Genomic DNA, 21,447 nt, shown 5'->3' on the forward strand with positions numbered 1-21,447 from the left:
AATTAAGAATCTTTTATGTCTACAAACTCGTTTGATGCCAAGACACTAGCAGCTAGCTTGCGAACTGCCAAACACCAACCGCGAAAACGCTTTGGTCAGAACTTTTTGCATGACAGCAGTATTATTCGTCAAATTGTCGATAGTATTCGTTTAGACCGCGATGACAACCTAATAGAAATTGGCCCTGGTATGGGCGCGTTAACTGAGCCGTTATTGGCAGAAGTGGATGCGATGACTGTGGTCGAGCTTGACCGTGATTTGGCCGATAGTTTACGTATCCGTATTGGCGCAAACAGTCATCCCAATTTTACTATTGTAAAAGAAAACGCGATGCACGTGGATTATCGTGAATTTTATAGCACCGAGCGTGGCAAGTTACGTGTGGTGGGGAACCTGCCTTATAATATCTCAACGCCAATACTGTTTCATCTGCTCAGTTACTCTGATGTCATTCAGGACATGCATTTTATGCTGCAAAAAGAAGTGGTCGAGCGCATTACCGCCGATGTGGGTAGCAAAACTTATGGTCGTCTGTCCGTTATCATGCAGTATCATTGTGAGACGGACTATTTACTGACCGTTCCTAAAGGCGCATTTAATCCGCCGCCAAAAGTGACCAGTGCTGTCTTTCGTTTGACGCCTCATATCGAAAAGCCCATTGTTGCAGAAGATGAGCAATACTTCGCTATCGTAGTACGTGAGACCTTTAACCATCGCCGTAAAACGCTGCGTGCTATTTTCAAAAAATCCACCCTACTGCCAACATTGAGTGAAGACGACTTTGCTGCTTGTGGTATCGACCCACAATCCCGTCCAGAAACACTGAGTGTCAGTGACTTTGTAGCTTTGAGTAATCAGGCAAAAGTACAGAAGAATAAGACAACCATCGAGGAATTATGAGTTTTCGCCATCAATATGTTATCGGTGACTTGCAAGGTTGCTATGCTGCGTATCAAAAACTACTGCAGACACTTAATTTTGACCCTGCACAAGACAAATTATGGTTTGCAGGTGACTTGGTTGCACGCGGAGAGGATTCGCTAAGTACTTTGCGTCACGTAAAGATGCTATGCGAGCAAGGAGCGGCTGCAACCGTCCTAGGAAATCATGATTTAAACTTGCTGGCAGTATGGCGCGGGGCAGCCAAAATGAAGAAGAAAGATAAAACGGCGCCTATTTTTGCTGCAGAGGATGGTGAGGAATTATTGCAATGGTTACGGTGCCAGCCAATTTTGGCGTATCCTGATAAGCATACCGTATTGGTACATGCTGGGATACCACCGCATTGGAGCATCGAGTCTGCTGCACAATATGCGCAGCAATTAGAAGCGCAATTAAAGGGTAGCTTAGATCAACTTGATCGTTTGCTACCGCATTTGTATAGTAAGAGCGCCGATGAGTGGCATGATGGTATTAATGGCTTTACTAAGATGCGTGCGATAGCCAATTACTTTACCCGGATGCGGCTGTGCAAACAAGACGGAACACTAGAGTTTAGCTTTACGTCCAGCTTAGATCAGCACATGCCCGATGATTTTATGCCTTGGTTTGAATGGCAAGTACCGCGGACGCGTAAGATACTATTTGGGCATTGGGCTGCGCTAAAGGGGGAGGTTGATTTACCGCATGCTCGCGCGCTCGATGGCGGCTGTGTGTGGGGAAATTATCTACTAGCTTATCGCTTGAGCGATGGTAAGGTCATTACCTCAAGCGCCCACTGTCCGAGCCCGTAACGAGGACTATAGCTAATTTTTAAATGCAAAGCTAAGTAGGGGGTCTGTTTTAAGTCGTTTTAGGATGGCAGTTTACTTTAGGTGGACTATTATTAATAGATTTAAAGGGAGGTATAGCTGGTTTTTTTATATTATAGCTATTACAAGCTAATCAACCAACAACTAAGTTTTCAACAAACCATTCCCATACCGCGTCTACAGCAGGTCGTGATACTGATGTGCGTTTACGAATAAGGTAGTAATCAGGCTCAACGGTTAAATCTAATTCACTGACTTGTAGCAAACGCCCCGCAGATAAATCCGCTTTTACAAACGCCTGACAAGCAATCGCAATCCCTTGCCCTGCTAAAGCCGCATCTAAAGCCAGCGCGGTTTGGTTAAATATTGCTCCTGCCAGCTTATCTGCCGTATTAAGAAAACGTGGCCAATGGTTGTGTGAGTCATGCAGCAGTGGCATCTCTTTTAGTTGCTTGAGTGACATAGGAAGCGTGATGTCAGCGACAAAATAAGGGTTAGCAACAGCTACCAGTTTTTGTTTGAACAATAACTGCGTATCAAAAGAGGAAGAAAATGGTGGACGGGTGAGCCGTACCGCGATATCTACCTGATCACGATCAAAATCTGCAATAGATTCAGTAGCCACAGTACGTAAGTCAACATCAGGAACCGCAGTTGCTAGTGTCGAAAGATTGGGCAGTAACAGCTTAGTGGCAAATGTCGGTGTCACACTAATGGTGACCGTCTTAGGCTCTTTGAGTATTTGAGTGGTGGCCTTTTTTAAAATCTCAAACGCCCGTGTGACTTCTGCAAAGTAGATTGCGCCTTGAGCAGTCAGAGCTACACCCTTTGGCAGCCTTTGAAACAGAGCAAACCCCATGTGTTCTTCTAATGCACGTACCTGCTGAGCGACGGCTCCTTGGGTCACAAAAAGCTCATCGGCTGCTGCACGAAAATTCGAATGACGCCCTGCTGCTTCAAATGCACGTAGGGCATTCAAAGAGGGTAGAGCACGGTAAGCGTTTGTCATAGTCATTCCTTAGACAATATATTTGACGATAGATTTTCTACAGTCTAGCACCTTTTAATATCATGCGAGATATTTGCAGCCATTAGTTATGATAGATAAATCAATCACTAATGGAGAAAATCATGACTATAGAAAAAGTAGCGCTTATTATGGCAGGTGGCTCAGGTATGGGTGCAGCGGCAGCGCGTAAGCTTTCTCAGGACGGTTATCAAGTGGCTATCTTATCGTCCTCAGGTAAAGGGGAAGCCTTAGCAAAAGAGCTGGGCGGCGTTGGTGTCACGGGCTCTAACTTGATAGATGCCGATGTACAGCGCTTAGTTGACTTAGCAATGGAAAAATGGGGCCGTATTGATGCGCTGGTAAACTCTGCTGGTCACGGTCCACGTGCGCCTATTTTAGAGATTACCGATGAAGACTGGCATCAAGGGATGGAGGTTTATTTTCTTAGTGCGGTGCGTCCGATTCGCCTAGTGACCCCAATTATGGTGGCACAAGGCGGCGGCGCTATTGTCAATATTTCCACGACTTGGGTATCAGAGCCGACAGCAACCTTCCCAACATCGACAGCGTTTCGAGCCAGTCTTGGTGCGTTTACTAAGATTTTCTCTGATGATTATGCGTCACAAGGTGTTCGCATTAATAATGTCTTACCTGGTTGGATCGATAGCTTACCGGAGGTTGATGAGCGCCGTGAAAATGTTCCGATGGAACGTTATGGTAAAGCTGAGGAAGTTGCTGCAACGATTGCCTTTTTATTATCAGAGGCAGCTGGATATATTACGGGTCAGAGCATACGCGTTGATGGCGGTGTGACGCACTCTGTCTGATAAAGGCCAATACTATGTTTAGAGCCTATACAGCGCTAGTATTACTTGGTGTTATTTGGGGGTCTAACTTTATTTTTATGAAGTGGGCCACCGCTGTGATAACGCCTTCTCAAACTGTATTTCTACGAGTGCTGTTTGGGTTTATACCCTTAGCGTTAATAGCATGGCGTCATAAAGTCATTACTCGGGAGCAATCTGCCTATTTACCGCATTTTATCGTCATGTCTGTGCTTGCAACCTCCTTTTATTATTATGGGTTTATTGCTGGTACGGCGTTGTTACCCAGTAGTATTGCAGGGTTATTGAGTGGTTCGATACCGATATTTACTTTTTTAGGGGCGGCGCTTTTCTTACCAGAGGAGAGACCTACTAAACAGATGGCGCTAGGGGTTGCGTTAGGGTTTGCAGGTATTGCCTTGAGTGCACGTCCATGGCAAGGCGGCATGAATATATCTCTTATAGGTGTTTTATGGATGCTCGCTGGTTCTTTAAGCGTTGGGGCGTCATTCGTTTATGCGCGCCGCTTTTTATCGCATCTAAAACTATCACCATTGGCATTAGCCACATGGCAGATTGGACTTGCAGTGATGACGCTTGCCGTGCTCATTGATTTTGATGGTATCACTCATATAGTGACAGATGCCCAAGCACTGTGGGGAACGGTACTAGGATTGGGGGTATTAGGTACGGGTGCTGCTTTCTTAATTTACTACTTTATTATCGAGACGCTAGGCTCTGTACGTGCCGCTGGTGCGACGTATATTGCGCCTATCGTTGCTGTGATCATCGGCGCGATTATAGGAGAGGCTATCACTTATGTAGAAATTATCGCCTTACTATTGATACTTAGCGGTGTACTGCTCATTCAGACAGGCAGAAAGTAGAATGAGCCAGCGTGACTTTGAAGGTTTAGGTGGCAAATATCGATGAAGTATCAAGAAAACATTGTTAGACCTCCTATCAGCGGTAATATCAGCAGATGACCAAGTATAAAGCTCCCAAAACTGCCCTATTAATTAGGCAGTTTGGGCGGTTTTTTAGGTTTCGGCAAGGGCGTTTTTGCATCCCCTGTAGCCTTGTTATCAGCGTTTTTATCATGATTGCTGGTTTTGTTACTATTAACGTCTCCTAGTGTTTTAGTGGTCTTATCATATTGAATATCACTATAGTAAGGCACGCTATTTAGCTCTTCGTCTACTAATCCATCATCAAGGTCGACAACCTTTTTAGTCACGTTCTTATCTACAGCACCCTCCTGTCCATGATCTTGAGACTGATTTTCATAATATATGTCTATGGTTGTTCGTTCACCTTTTGCGTCAACAGAGACTGAGTTAGGTATGATTTTGACATCAGATAAGCGCCGTATCACATAATTACTGGGTAATGGCTTACCGCCTTTTTGTCCAGCAGTATCATCAAATATCATATGACCTTGGCTATCGATACGGGCATATTTCATCGGTTTGTCACGTGGCCAAAAAAAGTCAGATGGATGACTGACGATATGACCAAAAACAAGCTTGGATAGTCTACGCCACTCAAAAAATCGGACTTCTTTTGAGCGTAAGGCGACCAGAAGTGCCAAGGAAAAACTGACCATTAAGTTGACGATACCGATAAGTGCGACGCCAAGAATAGAGATCAAAACCACATCCCAACTTATCTGAGCCGCTGACATATTGAACAGTCCATGAGCCAAATTGGCAGACGCAAATGCAATATGACGAATATCAATCGGTAAACCAAATAAATAACCAATAGTCGCCGTGCTACCCAAGAATACGCCAAATAGAAAATTGCCCATGATAGCGCCAAGATTGGCCTCTATAAAGCCACTCAAGCGTCGAAGCCATCTTTTGGGTAATAAACGCTGAAGTAACCAGTGTCTATTAATACGAGCGCCAATTTTATTGTAAACCGCTAAATTGTCGTAGTAACCTGCAATAAGACCAGACAAAAACAGATATACCCCAGCGATAGCCGCGTGAGGTAGTGCTAATGATCGAAAAGGATCTAGGTCATGAAGTAGGTGCCCAGCTTTTTCAGTATCAATCATTGGTGCACCTGTATATTGCAACCATGCAAAAGAGATAATCAGTGCAACAGGGATAGCTAGCATGATATTACCCATGATAGCGATAAACTGGGTGCGCAAGATATCGACTACTAGCTCTGATAGTTTAGTCAATTGGTGTGACTTTTTTCCTGAACCCTCTGATATGGTTGAAGCAATAGCAGCAGCAGTCATCGCTGGCTGCTTAGTGGCAACAGTACCATGAACAATATGAATAAAGACAAAACCCAAACCATAAATCATGCTGTTTATAAAGGCTCGGCCCATTGGTGCAAGGGCCAAATGATAGGCCAAGATTTTGGTAGTAGCCATAAAGGCAATGATAAAGCCACCGATAGATGCTTTTTTGAACATTTTTCGATAGCCAGCTCTATCTGTGCTAATATAATGCTCGCCGACACGGCTAGCGTTTTCAGTGACTTTACGTGACAATAGCTTGGTATTGTTATCAATTAGATAGCCGATGCTATAACGACGATTGGCAGTAATAATAAGGGTTTGGATCAGATTAATCACCGCTTTGTCGCGATTTTGACCGCTATCAGCGACCAGCTCGGTCAAAATACGCATGCGTTGTAAGCTTTGATCAAGTCGTAACATCATATTGGTTAAGCGAATAGAGATACCCGTTTTGTAGATGCGTTTACGTACTGTTGCAACGATATCTTCACACTGCTCAAGCATGACCAGTAGTGGGGCAGGATTAACCGCATGTTCAGGCGTAATGTCCGTTAAAGTGTCAAGCTCATGCGCTTGTCGATACTGATTGACAAACAATACGGCTTCTTGGTTTTGAGCAACAAAAGATGCAGAATAGTTCAAAATCTGCGGATAAGCTTCCATTAAGTCAGGATGCAGACCAATGCCGCTAATGCGATAAGACAGAATGACTATCGCATTTAAAATACTGTTTTTGGCGGTCGCTACTAAGTATAAATGCTCTTCTTTAACATTAAGTAGATCAACCAACGCTTCCCATTTGTCTTTTTCAATGTTAGCAAGCCAGCGTTCATCTTGACGTTTATAGAACAGATAACCGACCAACTCAACGACAGAATCATCTTGAGGCAGGAGCGGTAAGAACCGATGACCAAGCAAGCGACGTAAGCTACTAAAAAACCCCTCATCTGACATGATACCAGTATCAGTATATAAGGAGATTTGACGATACTGGATAATGAGTTTTAGTACAAAGCTTGCAAGACCATCACTATATTCTGGATGCTGACGCAAGACATCGATAAGGGTTTGGATGTTTTGATTGGCAAGTGCAGGCTCGTTTTCAGTGACCCGTAGCTCATCAATTAAACGCCGAAGTACAGATGGCTCTGGCACGTCACTTAAGGCGGTAATTTGTTGTAAAATGCGTTTTATCTCTGACACAGCGTACTCTTTATCGTTATTGTTCTGTTGGTTGATGTGCTACTGTTTTGACAGTTGTGATAGGGATTATGAGGTACTATTTTTAGTGGTTATACAGAGAGTTTGTATTGATATATTTGTTGAGTGTTAGATACAAATATCGGTGTTAAGTTGATAGCTAATGCAGGTTATTTTAATCGGAAGTGTAAGGTCATGTTTAGTTATTTTGTTAGCAGTTGTTTTGAATATAGTTTTGGCAAAAAAAAGGACAGTAATTATACTGTCCTTTTTCATTAATGAATATATCGATAATTAAATAACTATCAATCCTATAAACTTTGTTTAGCTGGCAGGTACGTTAAAATAGTCTAAATCAAAGTTCATCATCGGATCACTACCAGATTTGACCATTTGGGCGTGCGCATCAATACGCGGTAAAACGCGACCAACAAAATAATCGGCAAGCTTGGCTTTATTGATATAAAACTCGTCATCTTTACCATTTGCCGCTTCAACCATTAGCGCAAACATATATGAGTAGCACAGATATCCTACCGCATGCATATAATCAACTGCGCAGCCATTAATCTCATTTTTACGAGAGCCGATATTGGTCAAAACTGTCTTAGTCAGCTCTTCGACAGTATCAGCGGCATCTAATGTCGCTTGTTTAATACCATGATCAGCTTGCATTGTGCTAACGAAATCACGAATTTCGCCTAAGAAGTGAGTAATATATTTACCATCATTACGGGCAACCTTACGGCCCAATAAGTCAAGTGCTTGAATACCGTTTGCACCCTCATAAATCTGGGCGATACGCGTATCACGTACGATTTGCTCCATACCCCATTCGCGGACATAACCATGACCACCAAAGACTTGCTGGCAATCGATAGTGGCTTCTAATGCTTTATCCGTCAAGAAGGCTTTTGCGATCGGCGTTAGTAAGGCCACACGTGCAGCAGCGGCTTGAGCAGCTTCAGGATCCGTGCTGAACTTTTCAGTATCGAGTTGTTTTGCAACATACATCGCAAAACAGCGTGATGCCTCACTATTGGCTTTAGCATTCAATAGCATACGGCGCACATCAGCATGATGCACGATAGCATCGGCTGGTTTTTCTGGACTTTGTAGTTGAGTATCACTACGACCTTGACCACGTTCAAACGCATAAAGCGCTGCATTTTGATAAGCAAGCTCAGTACCGCCAAGCCCTTGCAGACCCATCGTTACGCGCTCATAGTTCATCATAATAAACATTGACGACAAGCCTGTATTTTCAGCACCAACCATCCAGCCCTTGGCATCGTCAAAGTTCATGACACAAGTGGCTGAAGCTTTGATACCCATTTTATGCTCGATTGAGCCAGCTGATAAGGTATTACGTTCGCCTAAGCTGCCATCATCATTGACCAAAAATTTTGGTACAACGAATAAAGAGATACCTTTTGAGCCTTCTGGCGCATTTGGGGTTTTAGCCAATACCAGATGAACAATATTCTCAGTTAAGTCGTGTTCACCGCCAGTGATAAAGATTTTGGTACCAGAGATATTATAGCTACCGTCGTCATTTGGTATGGCTTTGGTTTTGATAATACCTAAATCAGTACCGGCGTGCGGTTCGGTTAAGCACATAGTACCTGACCATTCACCTGAGTACATTTTTTCTAAATATGTCTGCTTTTGCTCTTCTGAGCCTGCCGCGTTAAGACACAAGGTTGCGCCAACTGTTAAGTTGGGGTAGAGGGTAAATGATTGGTTGGTGGTGAAAAGCATCTCTTCGGTGAGCATAGTGACCATTTTTGGAAAACCTTGGCCACCGTACTCAGGATTACCGCCAAGTCCGACCCAACCTGATTCGGCATATTGCTGATAAGCTTCTTTAAAGCCTTTAGGAGTAGTGACGACACCGTCGCCATGATAAGTCGCGCCTTCTTCGTCGCCAGTACGATTGATAGGCAACAGAACGTTTTTACTTAATTTGGCCATTTCTTCTAAAATCATATCGACTGTTTCCATGTCGACATGAGATAAATTGTCATTATTTTGCCAAAATTCAGGCGCCTTAAAGACATCGGTTAAGATGAAACGCATGTCAGTTAGAGGGGCGTTATAAACAGCCATAAACATTCCTTTGATTTAAGATTAATAAAGTTATATACATATTTGCTTATATTTGTCATGATGTTCTTTAACCGTCATAGCAAATGATGCAATAATTATTATTAAGTTAGAGTCTGAGATAGTCAGTAAAGTTTAGCAAATTAGTGGCTAAGCTTGTGTATCTCTTAGTGAATAGTGCGTACACCAAAAGTTGGCTACTGCTATTGTAGTGCTCAACTAAGAAGTTGCTACGTTGTGTGAGGCTTCTCGACTGGTATTAATTTTCTTGCTTGCTGTGTCTACACTGACAAAGGCTACAAAAAGTTCATACCAGTCTGGTGCAATGTTTGTATATTAAACCAATTATAATTATTGATTGAAGAAAAACCGCAGCATCTCTTTTGATGCATCTGGTCCTTTAGGGTCAGTGTAAGACCCGGCGCTATTGCCGCCCGCCCAGCTATGCCCAGCACCGTGGATTTTCCAATATTCTAACTGGCTAACTCCTTTACTATCACGAATCTCTAGCTGAGTACTACGACAGTTTTGCTCAGAACATTGCTTATGTTGGTGAGTGGTTAAACCAGTTTCTTGCGCTTGTAAGCGCTGCTTTGCTTGCTCAAAGACCTGCTCGCCATTACGAATACTTACGGTGTGATCCTGATCACCATGAAACACAATCATTGGGACGAATTTATTATTACTTGCAGGTTTTAAAGGAGCAGAACCGCCTTGTCGCATCGTCATCATTGCAGACGGCAAATCAGTGGCACTACGATAAGCCAACCCTGAATGCACGCCAACTCCAGCATACATCTTAGGATAGTTTTCTGCCATAATCACAGCCATCGCAGCGCCTGCAGATAGCCCTGCAATATACACCCGTGATGAGTCCACGGCATAATCCTCAATAATGGATGTAGTCAAGGCTGCAAGCCATGCAGGCTCACCTTTACCTTGCTGTTGATCAGTAGGTTTGAACCAGTTCCAACAGCGATTGGGGTTAGCAGAAGCTGGCTGAGAAGGGTAGACGATCAGGCAATGATGCTTTTCTGCCAATTCATTCATACGTGTACCTACTGCAAAATCTTCTGGTGATTGCGTACAGCCGTGGAGCATGACTATTAAAGGTAAGCGTAGGCCGTCTTCCACCGCTTGCGCGTAGTTTGAGGGAATATATAGCCGGTAGTCGTGACTGCCTTGAGATGACTTCAGGTTGCCTTTGAGAAACTGCGCATTGTCAGGAATGAACGGCTCACTATGTGTATTGACCCCAGTACGTAAGGTACTTATATCCATAACTGATGGCAAGTCCAGCTTAAAATGCTTCATTTTATCTGTAAAATCTTGCAGCTTACTAGACACATCATCTGTACCTGTATTTTTGTCTTTTGAGCTCGAGCTATCTTCTAGCGTTGACATATCAGGTGTTACATCTTTAATAGGGTTTTTGTCGGTATGGCTGGCTGGTGCTGTGCCGCTCAAGTTTTTTTGGATCACGTTGGTGGCCTCTTTTAGTTGGCCTGATTTCATTAGTTGCATTGCCTCTTCGAGATGCGGCGGTATCATGTTAAATTTTGAAAAATTCATTCGATGCTTTCCGTTATATAGTGGTATAAATTTAAAAGAGCGTCTTAAGAGTAAGTGGTTAAACCATTTTATTAGCCAATATGGCTTTTATCTCTGGGCTTGCCTGAAGTACGCCCAATACGGTAATGCTTTCAATAGTGGCTTCCACCAGTTCTGGAGTTACATCGGCGGCAATAGTCGCCAGACCCAATACTTGAATATGTAATTTTTCATTACGCTCTTGAACGGCTTCAAGATCGGCGCGTGTGTAATGCCGTAGTCCTAACTCTAAGGTTTTACGAGCAACGGTTTGCTGTACCACATCAGCATGTATGGTTAGCTGATTACGTATTGCCGTGCGAATAAAATCAGTGCGATTAGAATAAAAACCTTCCTGTACCATCAAATCTACTTGCCCAAGATCTACGTAGCCGAGATTAATTGTGACCTTTTCTGTCTCGCCTGCACGAGCGCGAATAGGCGTTGTATTTTTGCTTGCCATCATATGATCCTTACAATGAACTCTCTTAATTTCATTATTATACTCCAAATGGAATCCATAGGGAGTATATATTAGATATTTTAATAAAAATTAACAAGCCAATACCAAAAAAATCGGCAACACACCGAAGTATGTTGCCGATAGTGGTACCGCGTCTAAATTCTTAATCAATCAAAAGTATTAGCATTTAATCATAATAGAATCTAGTACAGTTCGATTCTAAAAAGCAAATTGATCAACGTTCATGCTCATGTATGGCTCAATACCTGTGCTGATGCGCTGTACGTGCGTTGTAGTACGCGGTAACAACTTAGCAAAATAGAACTGAGCGGTTTTAATCTTGGCATCATAGAAGGCATGTTCACTGTTACCGTTTTTGATCTCGGTTTGAGCAATCAATGCCATACGTGCCCATAAGTAGGCAAGAGTGACATAACCACTAAAATACATGTAATCAACGGCAGCACCGCCAACGGCGTCTGGGTTTTCAGTGGCTTGCATACCAATACGTGCGGTTAAGTCGCCCCATTCTTTTAAATGTTTGGCAAGTGGACGGATGAATTGTCCCATCTCATCATTGTCTTTATTTTCTTCACAGAACTGTTGAATAATATCGACAAAGTTTGCCAGCAATTTACCTTGTGAGCCTAAGACTTTACGACCAAGTAGATCGAGCGCTTGAATTTCAGTGGTACCTTCATACAGGCAAGCAATACGGGTGTCACGGACGTTTTGCTCCATACCCCATTCGCTGATAAAGCCATGACCACCATAAACTTGTACCCCATGATTCGCAGCTTCTAGACCCGTTTCAGTCAAGAAGGCTTTAGCAATCGGTGTCAATAACGACAGCATTTGATCGGCAAACTTAAGCTCATCACCTTCGCCTTTTGCCACCGTATCGGCAAAATGAGAGAGATAATATACTAGCGCACGGCCACCTTCAGCAAAGGCTTTTTCAGTCAATAGCATGTTGCGAACAGCTGGGTGTACAATGATAGGGTCAGCGACTTTATCTGGCGCTTTGGCACCTGATAGAGCGCGCATCGCTAAGCGGTCTTTGGCATAAGTCAATGAACCTTGGAAAGCATATTCTGCTGCAGTTAAGCCTTGCACAGCCGTACCGATACGCGCCACATTCATAAAAGTAAACATGCATTGTAGGCCGCGGTTTTCAGGACCAATCAAATAACCTGTTGCGCCATCAAAATTCATCACGCAAGTAGCAGAAGCTTTGATACCCATTTTGTGCTCGATAGAGCCGCAGACAACGTTATTGTTTTCGCCCAGGCTATTATCGTCATTGACCATTACTTTGGGAACGATAAATAAAGAGATGCCTTTAGTACCAGCAGGGGCACCTGGTAGACGCGCTAAGACGATATGAATGATGTTTTCAGCCAAATCATGCTCGCCGGCTGAGATAAAAATCTTTTGACCAGTGATGCTATAACTGCCGTCGTCATTCGGCTGCGCTTTGGTACGAATAATACCCAAGTCAGAACCTGCATGTGCTTCAGTCAAACACATGGTGCCTGACCATTCGCCAGTGACCATCTTTTCTAAATACGTGTCTTTTTGGCTATCAGTACCATGATGTTCGATAGTTTGGATAGCGCCATGAGATAAGCCAGGATACATGGAGAATGACCAGTTAGCCGTACCTACCATCTCATTGATGACCGTAGATAATGAAAATGGCATATTTTGACCACCAAACTCTTCTTCAGCAGAAAGCGCAGGAAAGCCAAGCTCACAGTACTGTTGATAAGCTTCTTTGAAGCCTTTAGGGGTGGTGACCTTGCCATTATCAAAATGACAGCCTTCAGCATCGCCGCTTTGATTCAGTGGTGACAACTCATTTTCAGCAAAGCTTGCAGCCATCTCAAACAGACTGTCCATTAACTCGCGATCAGCTTCTTGAAATTTTGGTAAGCGTTTATAGTGGCTTTCGCTATCAAGTAGCTCATGCATGACGAATTGAATATCACGTAATGGGGCTTTGTACTGCATAACTTCCTGTCCTTTTTTTGGTATGACCGACAGCGAACAAACAACTTAGCTTGTGGTTATTTTGACTGTTAGTATGTTACTGATATCAGATTTGCCTACACAAAAGACTTAGGGCTGCGATATCGGTCATATAATATAACGTTGAAAAATGCTAAAAGAATTATGACTGTATTAGTAAATTCACCTCAAAAGATAGGCGTTCACTAGAAATTATACAAGTTTGGTTATAATACTGATAAGTCATCAACCCAACTTGCATCCTTTATATAATCAGCGTTGAAGGACAAAAAATAGTGCTAAATACGGTACACAGAAAAGCTATATAAGCCAATCACTATAGTAGTGGTGATAGATTAAATTAATTGAAACGTGCGTCTGGAAGAGACGCATGACTCAACATTTTAGTTGCTATGTCAGCTGAGACAGGGCGACCAAACCAGTAACCTTGTCCATACTCGCAGCCCATTTGTAATAACAAATCACGTTGCTGCTCAGTCTCGATTCCTTCGGCGACGGCGCTCATATCCAAAGCAGTAGCCAAGTCTAAAATAGCTTTAACAATGGCAGACTGAGTACGATTATTCACTATTTTATCGATAAAGCTTTTGTCAATTTTAATGAAGTCAAAAGGGTATTCTTGTAAGTAACTAAGAGAGGCGTAACCCGTACCAAAATCATCTAATGACAAGCAGACTCCCAGCTCTTTTAGCGCGATAAGCTGTTGCTTGACACTTGCATGCCGCAGCATTAAAGATGACTCAGTAACTTCAATATGTAACTGATGAGGTTGAATAGAATGGTGCGTGAATAGATTGGTTACAAAGTCAAAAAATTCAATATGGCTAAATTCTGCAGCATCGGCATTGATGCAGACATGTTGCGTAAAATTCATCGACTCCCAAATACGAAGCTGCTCAGCGATTTGAACAGCCATCTGACAAAATAAATCAAATGACAGTTTGTGCTTAATAATAGCTTCAATAAAATCTTTTGGTTGTAGCAATCCACGCGTAGGATGCTGCCAACGTACGAGTGCTTCAAAACCAGCGATAGCGCCCGATTCTAAAGTAACTTTAGGCTGATAATAGGGCACGAACTGCTTGGCCGATATGGCTTCACGTAGCTCAGTCTCTAGCTGCAAACTGTCGATTGATTCGTGGTTTATCTCGTCGTTATACCAGCAGACATCATCTCCGCCATGCTCTTTGGCATAATGTAACGCTTTTTCAGCTTTATTTAGCAAACTGCTCAACTGGTTACCGTCTTTAGGATAATAACTGACCCCAACCGATATCTGTAAATAAATACTGGTATTGTTTAATACAAATGGTCGCTCGCACATATGCATCAAGCTATCGAGTTCATGGCGTACTAGATGAGCATCACTAAATTCGAACAATAGCCCAAAGTCATCACCGCCTAAGTGTGAAAAACATAGTAGCTGGTTGAGCTCAAGGGCGTTTACTCTAGCAACGAACTCTTTTATAAGCTCATCAACATTGTCTTGTCCAAGGTTATTGACCAAAATACGATAACGATCAATATTTGCTCGAATAATCACTACTTCTTGGAAGCTATCCATTAAGACATCATTGGTCTGACTCAAAAATACTTTACGATTTGGTAGTCCTGTTAACTGATTATGATTGAGTAGATGCGCAACTTGTTGTTGGTCTTCGACGACTGAGGAGATGTCGCGTACCATTCCAATATAATAGACAGTTTTGTCTACATAAATCCTGCGATAAGATATATGGCAATTGAGTGTGCGTCCATAACGGTTTAGTAGAGCAAAATTATTTTCATAAAAACCCTCACTATCTAGTCGATTGGAGATATCTTTTAAAATAGACTGCTCTTTTTTTGATAAGAATTCAGCAGCGTAGATACCAAGAGGTCGTCCAATCATGTAGGGCTCTTCAAAACCAATCATTATCTCATAAGCAGGATTAATGGACAGGTAGCGTAAATTGGCGTCTAAAATAAATACAGCGTCTTCAAGACGCTCGCACAGCTCCGACATTAGTTGCTGCTTAACTGATGGTGAAAGGGGCGCAAAGGTAGTCATAATTGAGACTCAATAGTCAAGCAAGGAGATTAATATTATATTAAAGTCATAAGATAGCGATGGTATATAAAATATAAACAATTGTCTACTAAAGTTATTTTTAATGAGGACTCAGGTTTTTTGTTGGTGCAAATAATGAAGCGCATGTAATGTGGCTAAAGCGACAACAGGGGCGGTTTCGGTACGTAAGACTCTGGTCCCAATTTGCCAAGGTGCAAATCCAACATCGGCGGCTTGCTGGCGTTCATTATCGCTAAGACCACCCTCAGGGCCAATCAACAGTTCAATATAAGGTGACGCTTGTGTCAGTACTGTTGGCAACGACTCAGGCATGACAGGTTGATCTGGCGCCGGTACGCTAAGCTGCATACGTAGATCGGCTGGTTGTCGCAATATCTGATAGTAAGGGTCTTGGCTAAGCGTGGAGACAATAGGGCTAACAATCATGTGTAAATCTATATCGTTGGTGTCCAAATCTTGCAACCAGTCGTCAATAGAGATAGGGGGGAAAACAAGGGGTGGCCGATTTAGTCCGCACTGTTCACTGGCAGCAATAGCTACTTGCTGCCAGTGTAGAAGCTTCTTGTCTACTTGTGCAGGCTTTAGATTCACCTCACCATGATGACTGCTTAACAATTGAATACCAGTCACACCCAGCTCAGTAGCCTTTTGAATCGCATAATCCATCCGATCTCCACGACTCATAACCAAACCTATTTTAGTATGGATAGGGGCGTTACGATCTTCGTCTGTATGAGATAACAACGTCACCGTGGCGTTTTTTTTGCCGATGTTTTGCAGCTTTACATGATACTCGCCGCCAAAGCCATCGAATAAAATACCTTCATCTCCGACATTTGCACGCAGTACGCGGCCCCAATGATGTACGATGCTTTCTGTTAAGGCAATATCGGCACCAATAGAGAGAGTATTTAACTTAGGATAATTAGCCTCAGTATCGCTGTTGGTAACATATTCATTGTTAGTAGCATAAAAAAAACGTCTCAAAATGGCTGAATCCTATATTTAAACGACAATATTTTTTATATATTTTAGCAAAATATTGTTTAGATAAAAGTATCTCTATAGTAAATAGAGCTTAATATAAAAGTAATCTTTTTATAAAGTTATAACGGTTTGAATGTTTTATATTTAGCATAAAAAAACTGGCACTCCGAAGAACGCCAGTTATGATAAATAATCTGTTATAAGAACTAAGAGGCAAGGCCTAAGGCTTCTACTAAGCGCTTGTTTGGCTCAACTTTATTCATGCTATAAAAATGCATGGCTGGCACGCCCTCACTGATAAGACGCTCGCACAGACGATAAACCACCTCAAAACCAAACTCACGAATGGCGCTGCGATCATCGCCAAAGTCAGCCAACCGTTTACGCACATAACGCGGAATATCAGCGCCACAACTATCGGCAAAGCGAACGAGGTTACTTGAGTTAGTGATCGGCATAATACCTGCAACCAGCGGCTGAACAGCAGTATCGATACCACGTTTTTCTAACGTATCACGCAAGTACAAGTAGCTATCAGCATTATAAAAAAACTGCGTAATAGAAGCATTTGCACCAGCTTGGTACTTATTGACCAAATTATCAACATCGAACTCAAAGCTTCGCGCTTGCGGATGCATCTCAGGATACGCAGCCACTTCGATGTGAAAATGCTCGCCTGAGTGCTCACGAATAAACTTAACCAAATCTAGCGCAAACGGTAGCTCACCCATACCGACTTGCCCTGAGGGTAAGTCGCCGCGTAGGGCAACCAGGCGCTTGATACCTAGACTTTTATAATGCGTTAGAAGCTCAGCAATCTCGGCCTTGTCGTCACCGATACAAGACATGTGCGGCGCAATATCAGTCTCACCGCGCGCGCACAATGCTTGGACAATATTTAAGGTGCGGCTACGAGTCGAGCCGCCAGCACCATAAGTCACCGAAAAGTAGCTCGGCGACAGTTTATTGAGCTCATCATAAGTACTAAGTAGCTTTTCGTGTCCCAGCTCAGTTTTGGCTGGGAAAAACTCAAAAGAAAAAGCAGGCTTACTCACAATCGCGCTCCTTAGTATTTATAAGCGTCAGGCTTAAACGGACCTTCAGCTGGAACACCTAAGTACTCAGCCTGTTTCTCAGTCAGCTTAGTCAATGTACCGTTAAAGCCTGCAACCATCGCAGCAGCGACTTCTTCGTCAAGCTTTTTCGGCAATACTTTGACATATAAATTATCGAAGCGCTCATCAACAGGAAGCTCAGCGAACTTTTCTTCGAACAGATACATTTGGGCCAATACTTGGTTGGCAAATGAGCCGTCCATCACGCGTGATGGGTGACCTGTAGCGTTACCTAAGTTGACTAGGCGACCTTCGGCAAGCAAAATCAGATAATCGTTTTCATCATCTGAGCGGAAAATTTGATGCACTTGTGGTTTGATCTCAACCCAGCGCCAGTTGTCACGCATAAACTGGGTATCGATTTCGGTGTCAAAGTGACCGATGTTACAGACGACGGCACCAGGCTTTAGCGCCGCTAGCATATGTTTATCGCAAACATGATAATTACCAGTCGTGGTAACAATCAGATCAGTATCTTCTAACAGGCGAGTGTTGATGTTATCCGCGCCGCCAGTGTTGTCGCCATTGATATACGGAGACAATACTTCGTAGCCATCCATACAGGCTTGCATAGCACAGATAGGATCGACTTCTGATACTCGTACGATCATGCCTTCTTGGCGTAAGCTTTGGGTTGAGCCTTTACCCACATCGCCATAACCGATAACTAATGCGCGGCGACCAGCAAGGAACATGTCAGTAGCACGTTTGATAGCGTCATTTAAGCTATGACGGCAGCCATATTTGTTGTCATTTTTAGACTTGGTCACCGCATCGTTGACGTTGATTGCAGGGACTTTTAGCGTGCCTTTACCCAGCATCTCAACCAAGCGATGCACGCCAGTGGTGGTCTCTTCTGAGATACCGTGGATGTTATCAAGCATTTGGGCATAATCGTTATGAATTAACGCGGTTAAATCGCCGCCATCATCCAAGATTAAGTTAGCATCCCATAGTTGACCTGATTCTTCGCCGCCAACGTGGATTTGTTGACGCAAGCACCATTCGTACTCTTTTTCTGTTTCGCCTTTCCAAGCAAATACAGGCACACCTGCAGCAGCAATCGCAGCCGCAGCATGGTCTTGAGTTGAAAAGATATTACATGAAGTCCAGCGTACGTCAGCACCTAGCGCGACGAGGGTCTCGATAAGTACCGCAGTCTGAATGGTCATGTGGATACAGCCAGCGATTTTAGCGCCTTTGAGTGGCTGCTCATCTTGGTAGCGACGACGCAGACCCATAAGGGCAGGCATTTCGGCTTCGGCTAGCGTGATTTCACGGCGACCATAATCAGCAAGGCTGATGTCAGCGACTTTATAGTCAGTGAAAGAGGGATCGATCGTATGGGCAGAGGGTATGTTAGACACTGCGTCCATAATATGCTCCTATCAGTTAATAGATAAAAAGAATAAAAACGCAGGTGCCGTTGTTTATGCTGTCAATAACCAAATAATGGTCATTCACAGTTCACCGAGCCTAACATAATGTCTGATTTGCCTGACTATATAGCCTAAATGCAGTAATCGAAGATTATGGCGCAACACCTCTCGGAGGTCGTTATTGTAATAGATGAGACTTCGCTTGTCACCTATTGACTGATATAAATAGCTGACGGCTTAGATAGATAAGATTTTAAACAGCAATCCATAGCCATAAAAAAGGCCACCTTTAGATGACCTATTTTATTTTGAGTTCTTTTGATATTACTTAACCAAACTTAGTACCAGTTATAGGTAAGCGAAGTAAAAAAGTTAGTACCATCCTGATTATATCGCTCACCAAAATCACCGAAACTTTCATTGGTTGTGTAGTCTTGATTAGTCAGGTTTTCAATACGGCTGGTTAGAGTTAAGTTTGGATTTATATAGTAATTACCACTGATATTAAATAAGGTATAGTCATCAATAAATGTGCTGTTATCTGCAACATTATAAGTCTTGCCAACATACTCCGCTTCAGCACGCACATCAAAGTCTAAAGCTTGGTAACCTACATATATTAATCCTGTATGCTCAGGACGGTAAACCAATTGTTTGCCTTTATTGACACCTGAACGCTCTTCTGCGCTCGTACGAGTATATTGCCCACCAAATAAAAAATTGTTCAACTGCCAGTCTGATGTAAAGCTATAACCTGATAACTCTGCCGCATCAATGTTGACAGCTTGGTATTTTCCAATTAACGGATCATAAGTGTTATTAATAAGATTGTCGACACGGCTATGAAAACCAGTCAGGCGCGTAGTCTGCAAAGTATCATTTGACTCGATGAATACTTCTAAGTTTTTACTCTCTTCAACCTCTAAATCTTCATTTGGCGCATAGTAAAAGCTTTCAACATATAGATCGTTAAGCGAAGGTGCTCTATAACCAGTGGCAAAACTGGTACCCAGACGTAGGCTAGGGGCTAGCTTTACAGCATAACCAAGACTATAAGTGGTTTCGTTATCAAACTGCGAATTATCATCGTAACGGACATTGGCTTGAAAGTCATAAGCATCTTCATTGAGTTGATAACCAACAAAGCCACTTTTTATCGTGCGGTCATTTATTTTATAAGTGTCATTACCATTATCAGGTGTGTTATCAGTAATATCTACCTTTTGTTTGAGCCATTCTGCCCCTGCTTGCAGCTGTCCTGCAGGCAGACGATAAATACTTAGTAAGTTTGCTTGTCTTTGTTTAGTCTCGAACTCATCCCCGACTTTGTTATCAAGATTGTCTAAACTTTCACCTGCTGATAAGCGTAACGTTAAATTATCTTTTTCGTATTGTGAAAAAGCGGATATTGCTCCATTTTCTTGGTCAATTTCTGCGTTAGGCTCATTAGTGTAGTTATCGAATTCAGTAGTCGATTGGGCAAATAGGCCAGTTGCTCCGATACTGATGTTTTCAGTTAAAGGCATACTTGCATTTAAAGAAAAATTGTTACTTTTAAAACCATCGTCGTCTTTATTGTTACCTATTTGATATGCAAGAGCGCTGATACCGTCAGTTTGGTTACGGCTAGCAGATAAGCTAAGTTTTGCACCTTGAGCATTTGCAAATTGTGCGTCAGCCCCATATAAATAGTGGTCGTTTGAGCCGACACCTGCAGTGACGGAAAAGTTAGTCTGTTCGACATTGCTACCTTTAGTAAAGACTTGAATGACACCGCCCATCGCATCAGAGCCGTAGATACTAGATCCAGATGCGCCATATAATATTTCGATACGATCGATCTGGTCGGTTGGTAACAGAGCTAGGGCAGGTTGTCCCGCTGACATTGACCCGTAGCGTACGCCATCAATTAATATCAAGACACGTTTGCTATCATAACCGCGTAAATAGAAATTACTGCTACTACCCATGCCTCCATCTTGCTTAATACTAAAACCGGGCTGACGCTTGAGAACCTCTAGTACTGTTTGTCCTTGATAACGTCTAAGTTCTTGGCTATCAACAACACGGGTTTGCGCAATGACATTGCTGATTTTGGTCGGTGTACGCGTCGCCGTTACGACGATCTCATCCAGCTCAACTTGTGGTAGATTGCTCTCGTTGATGGAAGTGTTTTCAGAGGTGGCCGCCATGGTAGTATTCACTGCAAATAAACCAAGCGCGCTTAAAACGCTTAAGCGAAGATAGGTAGTCGAAGATGAACGCGAAAAAGTCATAAATAATCCAAAAGTTATCAAGCCAAAATTACCAAAAGTATCAAATGAGTAAAACAGCAGTCATTATCTATAAAAACCCGTCACTTATAAACTACTTTAACCTAATGTTTCCTCACGGTAAGTTGAATGTTTTTCACCATACACTGCAAGAAGTTCATGCAAATACTTCGGCATTATTTGTATAACTCTTTAATAGATGAGAATGACATAGTATAAATAAGAATTAAAAATATAAATTACTATAAAAACGTGCAATCAAAGCCACTAATTTTATGAATAATTGTTATGATAGCGGCAGATATTATCCATTATCATCAGTTGTGCTACTACTAAAGTTAAGAGGTTGGTTTTGTTCATTAAGCGTGATCTGAGTTTTAACACTATA

The 21,447-nt window shown here is 42.6% G+C and carries 15 protein-coding genes; 4 read left to right on the forward strand and 11 right to left on the reverse strand.

The features are described 5' to 3' along the window. Window positions 1-15: 15 nt before the first annotated feature. Both rsmA and Q0890_RS09930 read left to right on the forward strand, forming a co-directional pair. Window positions 16-900, forward strand: a complete 885-nt coding sequence (gene rsmA, locus Q0890_RS09925; RefSeq protein ID WP_299220223.1) for a 16S rRNA (adenine(1518)-N(6)/adenine(1519)-N(6))-dimethyltransferase RsmA — start codon at window positions 16-18, stop codon at window positions 898-900. Beyond that, the gene (locus Q0890_RS09930; protein ID WP_299220227.1) at window positions 897-1,733 is read left to right on the forward strand and encodes a symmetrical bis(5'-nucleosyl)-tetraphosphatase; all 837 of its coding nucleotides are present in this window, start codon (window positions 897-899) and stop codon (window positions 1,731-1,733) included. The genes rsmA and Q0890_RS09930 overlap by 4 nt, the downstream gene beginning before the upstream one ends. A gap of 151 nt (window positions 1,734-1,884) precedes the next feature. On the opposite strand, the gene Q0890_RS09935 is transcribed toward Q0890_RS09930, so the two are convergent. Beyond that, entirely contained in the window at window positions 1,885-2,760 is an 876-nt protein-coding gene (locus Q0890_RS09935) for a LysR substrate-binding domain-containing protein (RefSeq protein ID WP_299220229.1), read from the reverse strand. Between the two features lie 122 nt (window positions 2,761-2,882). Here Q0890_RS09935 and Q0890_RS09940 point away from each other — a divergent pair, with 122 nt between their 5' ends. Further along, window positions 2,883-3,587 (forward strand): SDR family oxidoreductase, encoded by a 705-nt coding sequence (locus tag Q0890_RS09940; RefSeq protein ID WP_299220232.1) that lies wholly within the window; start codon window positions 2,883-2,885, stop codon window positions 3,585-3,587. 14 nt (window positions 3,588-3,601) lie between these two features. Then, the gene (locus Q0890_RS09945) at window positions 3,602-4,471 is read left to right on the forward strand and encodes a DMT family transporter (RefSeq protein WP_299220234.1); all 870 of its coding nucleotides are present in this window, start codon (window positions 3,602-3,604) and stop codon (window positions 4,469-4,471) included. Between the two features lie 128 nt (window positions 4,472-4,599). Here Q0890_RS09945 and Q0890_RS09950 read toward each other — a convergent pair whose 3' ends face one another. From Q0890_RS09950 to Q0890_RS09995, 10 genes are all read right to left on the reverse strand, one after another. Continuing rightward, window positions 4,600-7,047 (reverse strand): site-specific recombinase, encoded by a 2,448-nt coding sequence (locus Q0890_RS09950; protein WP_299220237.1) that lies wholly within the window; start codon window positions 7,045-7,047, stop codon window positions 4,600-4,602. A 321-nt stretch (window positions 7,048-7,368) separates the two neighbouring features. Continuing rightward, on the reverse strand, window positions 7,369-9,153 hold the full coding sequence (locus Q0890_RS09955; RefSeq protein WP_299220240.1) for an acyl-CoA dehydrogenase C-terminal domain-containing protein: 1,785 nt from the start codon (window positions 9,151-9,153) through the stop codon (window positions 7,369-7,371). 348 nt (window positions 9,154-9,501) lie between these two features. After that, on the reverse strand, window positions 9,502-10,722 hold the full coding sequence (locus tag Q0890_RS09960) for a PHB depolymerase family esterase (protein WP_299220243.1): 1,221 nt from the start codon (window positions 10,720-10,722) through the stop codon (window positions 9,502-9,504). 58 nt (window positions 10,723-10,780) lie between these two features. After that, entirely contained in the window at window positions 10,781-11,203 is a 423-nt protein-coding gene (locus Q0890_RS09965; protein WP_299220245.1) for a hypothetical protein, read from the reverse strand. Window positions 11,204-11,422: 219 nt separating this feature from the next. Continuing rightward, window positions 11,423-13,216 (reverse strand): acyl-CoA dehydrogenase C-terminal domain-containing protein, encoded by a 1,794-nt coding sequence (locus Q0890_RS09970; RefSeq protein WP_299220248.1) that lies wholly within the window; start codon window positions 13,214-13,216, stop codon window positions 11,423-11,425. A 358-nt stretch (window positions 13,217-13,574) separates the two neighbouring features. Then, window positions 13,575-15,284: a bifunctional diguanylate cyclase/phosphodiesterase gene (locus Q0890_RS09975; RefSeq protein ID WP_299220251.1), complete on the reverse strand. Its 1,710-nt coding sequence runs from the start codon at window positions 15,282-15,284 to the stop codon at window positions 13,575-13,577. 111 nt (window positions 15,285-15,395) lie between these two features. Further along, entirely contained in the window at window positions 15,396-16,292 is an 897-nt protein-coding gene (locus tag Q0890_RS09980) for a 16S rRNA (uracil(1498)-N(3))-methyltransferase (protein ID WP_299220253.1), read from the reverse strand. A 206-nt stretch (window positions 16,293-16,498) separates the two neighbouring features. Continuing rightward, the gene (locus tag Q0890_RS09985) at window positions 16,499-17,347 is read right to left on the reverse strand and encodes a methylenetetrahydrofolate reductase (protein ID WP_299220256.1); all 849 of its coding nucleotides are present in this window, start codon (window positions 17,345-17,347) and stop codon (window positions 16,499-16,501) included. 11 nt (window positions 17,348-17,358) lie between these two features. After that, the gene (gene ahcY / locus Q0890_RS09990) at window positions 17,359-18,783 is read right to left on the reverse strand and encodes an adenosylhomocysteinase (RefSeq protein ID WP_299220258.1); all 1,425 of its coding nucleotides are present in this window, start codon (window positions 18,781-18,783) and stop codon (window positions 17,359-17,361) included. 341 nt (window positions 18,784-19,124) lie between these two features. Next, entirely contained in the window at window positions 19,125-21,062 is a 1,938-nt protein-coding gene (locus Q0890_RS09995; protein WP_299220261.1) for a TonB-dependent siderophore receptor, read from the reverse strand. Window positions 21,063-21,447: the final 385 nt, after the last annotated feature.

Source organism: uncultured Psychrobacter sp. (assembly GCF_947488565.1).
GTDB classification, from domain to species: domain Bacteria; phylum Pseudomonadota; class Gammaproteobacteria; order Pseudomonadales; family Moraxellaceae; genus Psychrobacter; species Psychrobacter saeujeotis.

Excerpts from the sequence above, each read along its gene's own strand:
- rsmA (WP_299220223.1), top strand. The coding sequence starts at position 16 with ATGTCTACAAACTCGTTTGATGCCAAGACACTAGCAGCTAGCTTGCGA.
- Q0890_RS09930 (WP_299220227.1), top strand. The coding sequence starts at position 897 with ATGAGTTTTCGCCATCAATATGTTATCGGTGACTTGCAAGGTTGCTAT.
- Q0890_RS09935 (WP_299220229.1), bottom strand. The coding sequence starts at position 2,760 with ATGACAAACGCTTACCGTGCTCTACCCTCTTTGAATGCCCTACGTGCA.
- Q0890_RS09940 (WP_299220232.1), top strand. The coding sequence starts at position 2,883 with ATGACTATAGAAAAAGTAGCGCTTATTATGGCAGGTGGCTCAGGTATG.
- Q0890_RS09945 (WP_299220234.1), top strand. The coding sequence starts at position 3,602 with ATGTTTAGAGCCTATACAGCGCTAGTATTACTTGGTGTTATTTGGGGG.
- Q0890_RS09955 (WP_299220240.1), bottom strand. The coding sequence starts at position 9,153 with ATGGCTGTTTATAACGCCCCTCTAACTGACATGCGTTTCATCTTAACC.
- Q0890_RS09960 (WP_299220243.1), bottom strand. The coding sequence starts at position 10,722 with ATGAATTTTTCAAAATTTAACATGATACCGCCGCATCTCGAAGAGGCA.
- Q0890_RS09965 (WP_299220245.1), bottom strand. The coding sequence starts at position 11,203 with ATGGCAAGCAAAAATACAACGCCTATTCGCGCTCGTGCAGGCGAGACA.
- Q0890_RS09970 (WP_299220248.1), bottom strand. The coding sequence starts at position 13,216 with ATGCAGTACAAAGCCCCATTACGTGATATTCAATTCGTCATGCATGAG.
- Q0890_RS09975 (WP_299220251.1), bottom strand. The coding sequence starts at position 15,284 with ATGACTACCTTTGCGCCCCTTTCACCATCAGTTAAGCAGCAACTAATG.
- ahcY (WP_299220258.1), bottom strand. The coding sequence starts at position 18,783 with ATGGACGCAGTGTCTAACATACCCTCTGCCCATACGATCGATCCCTCT.
- Q0890_RS09995 (WP_299220261.1), bottom strand. The coding sequence starts at position 21,062 with ATGACTTTTTCGCGTTCATCTTCGACTACCTATCTTCGCTTAAGCGTT.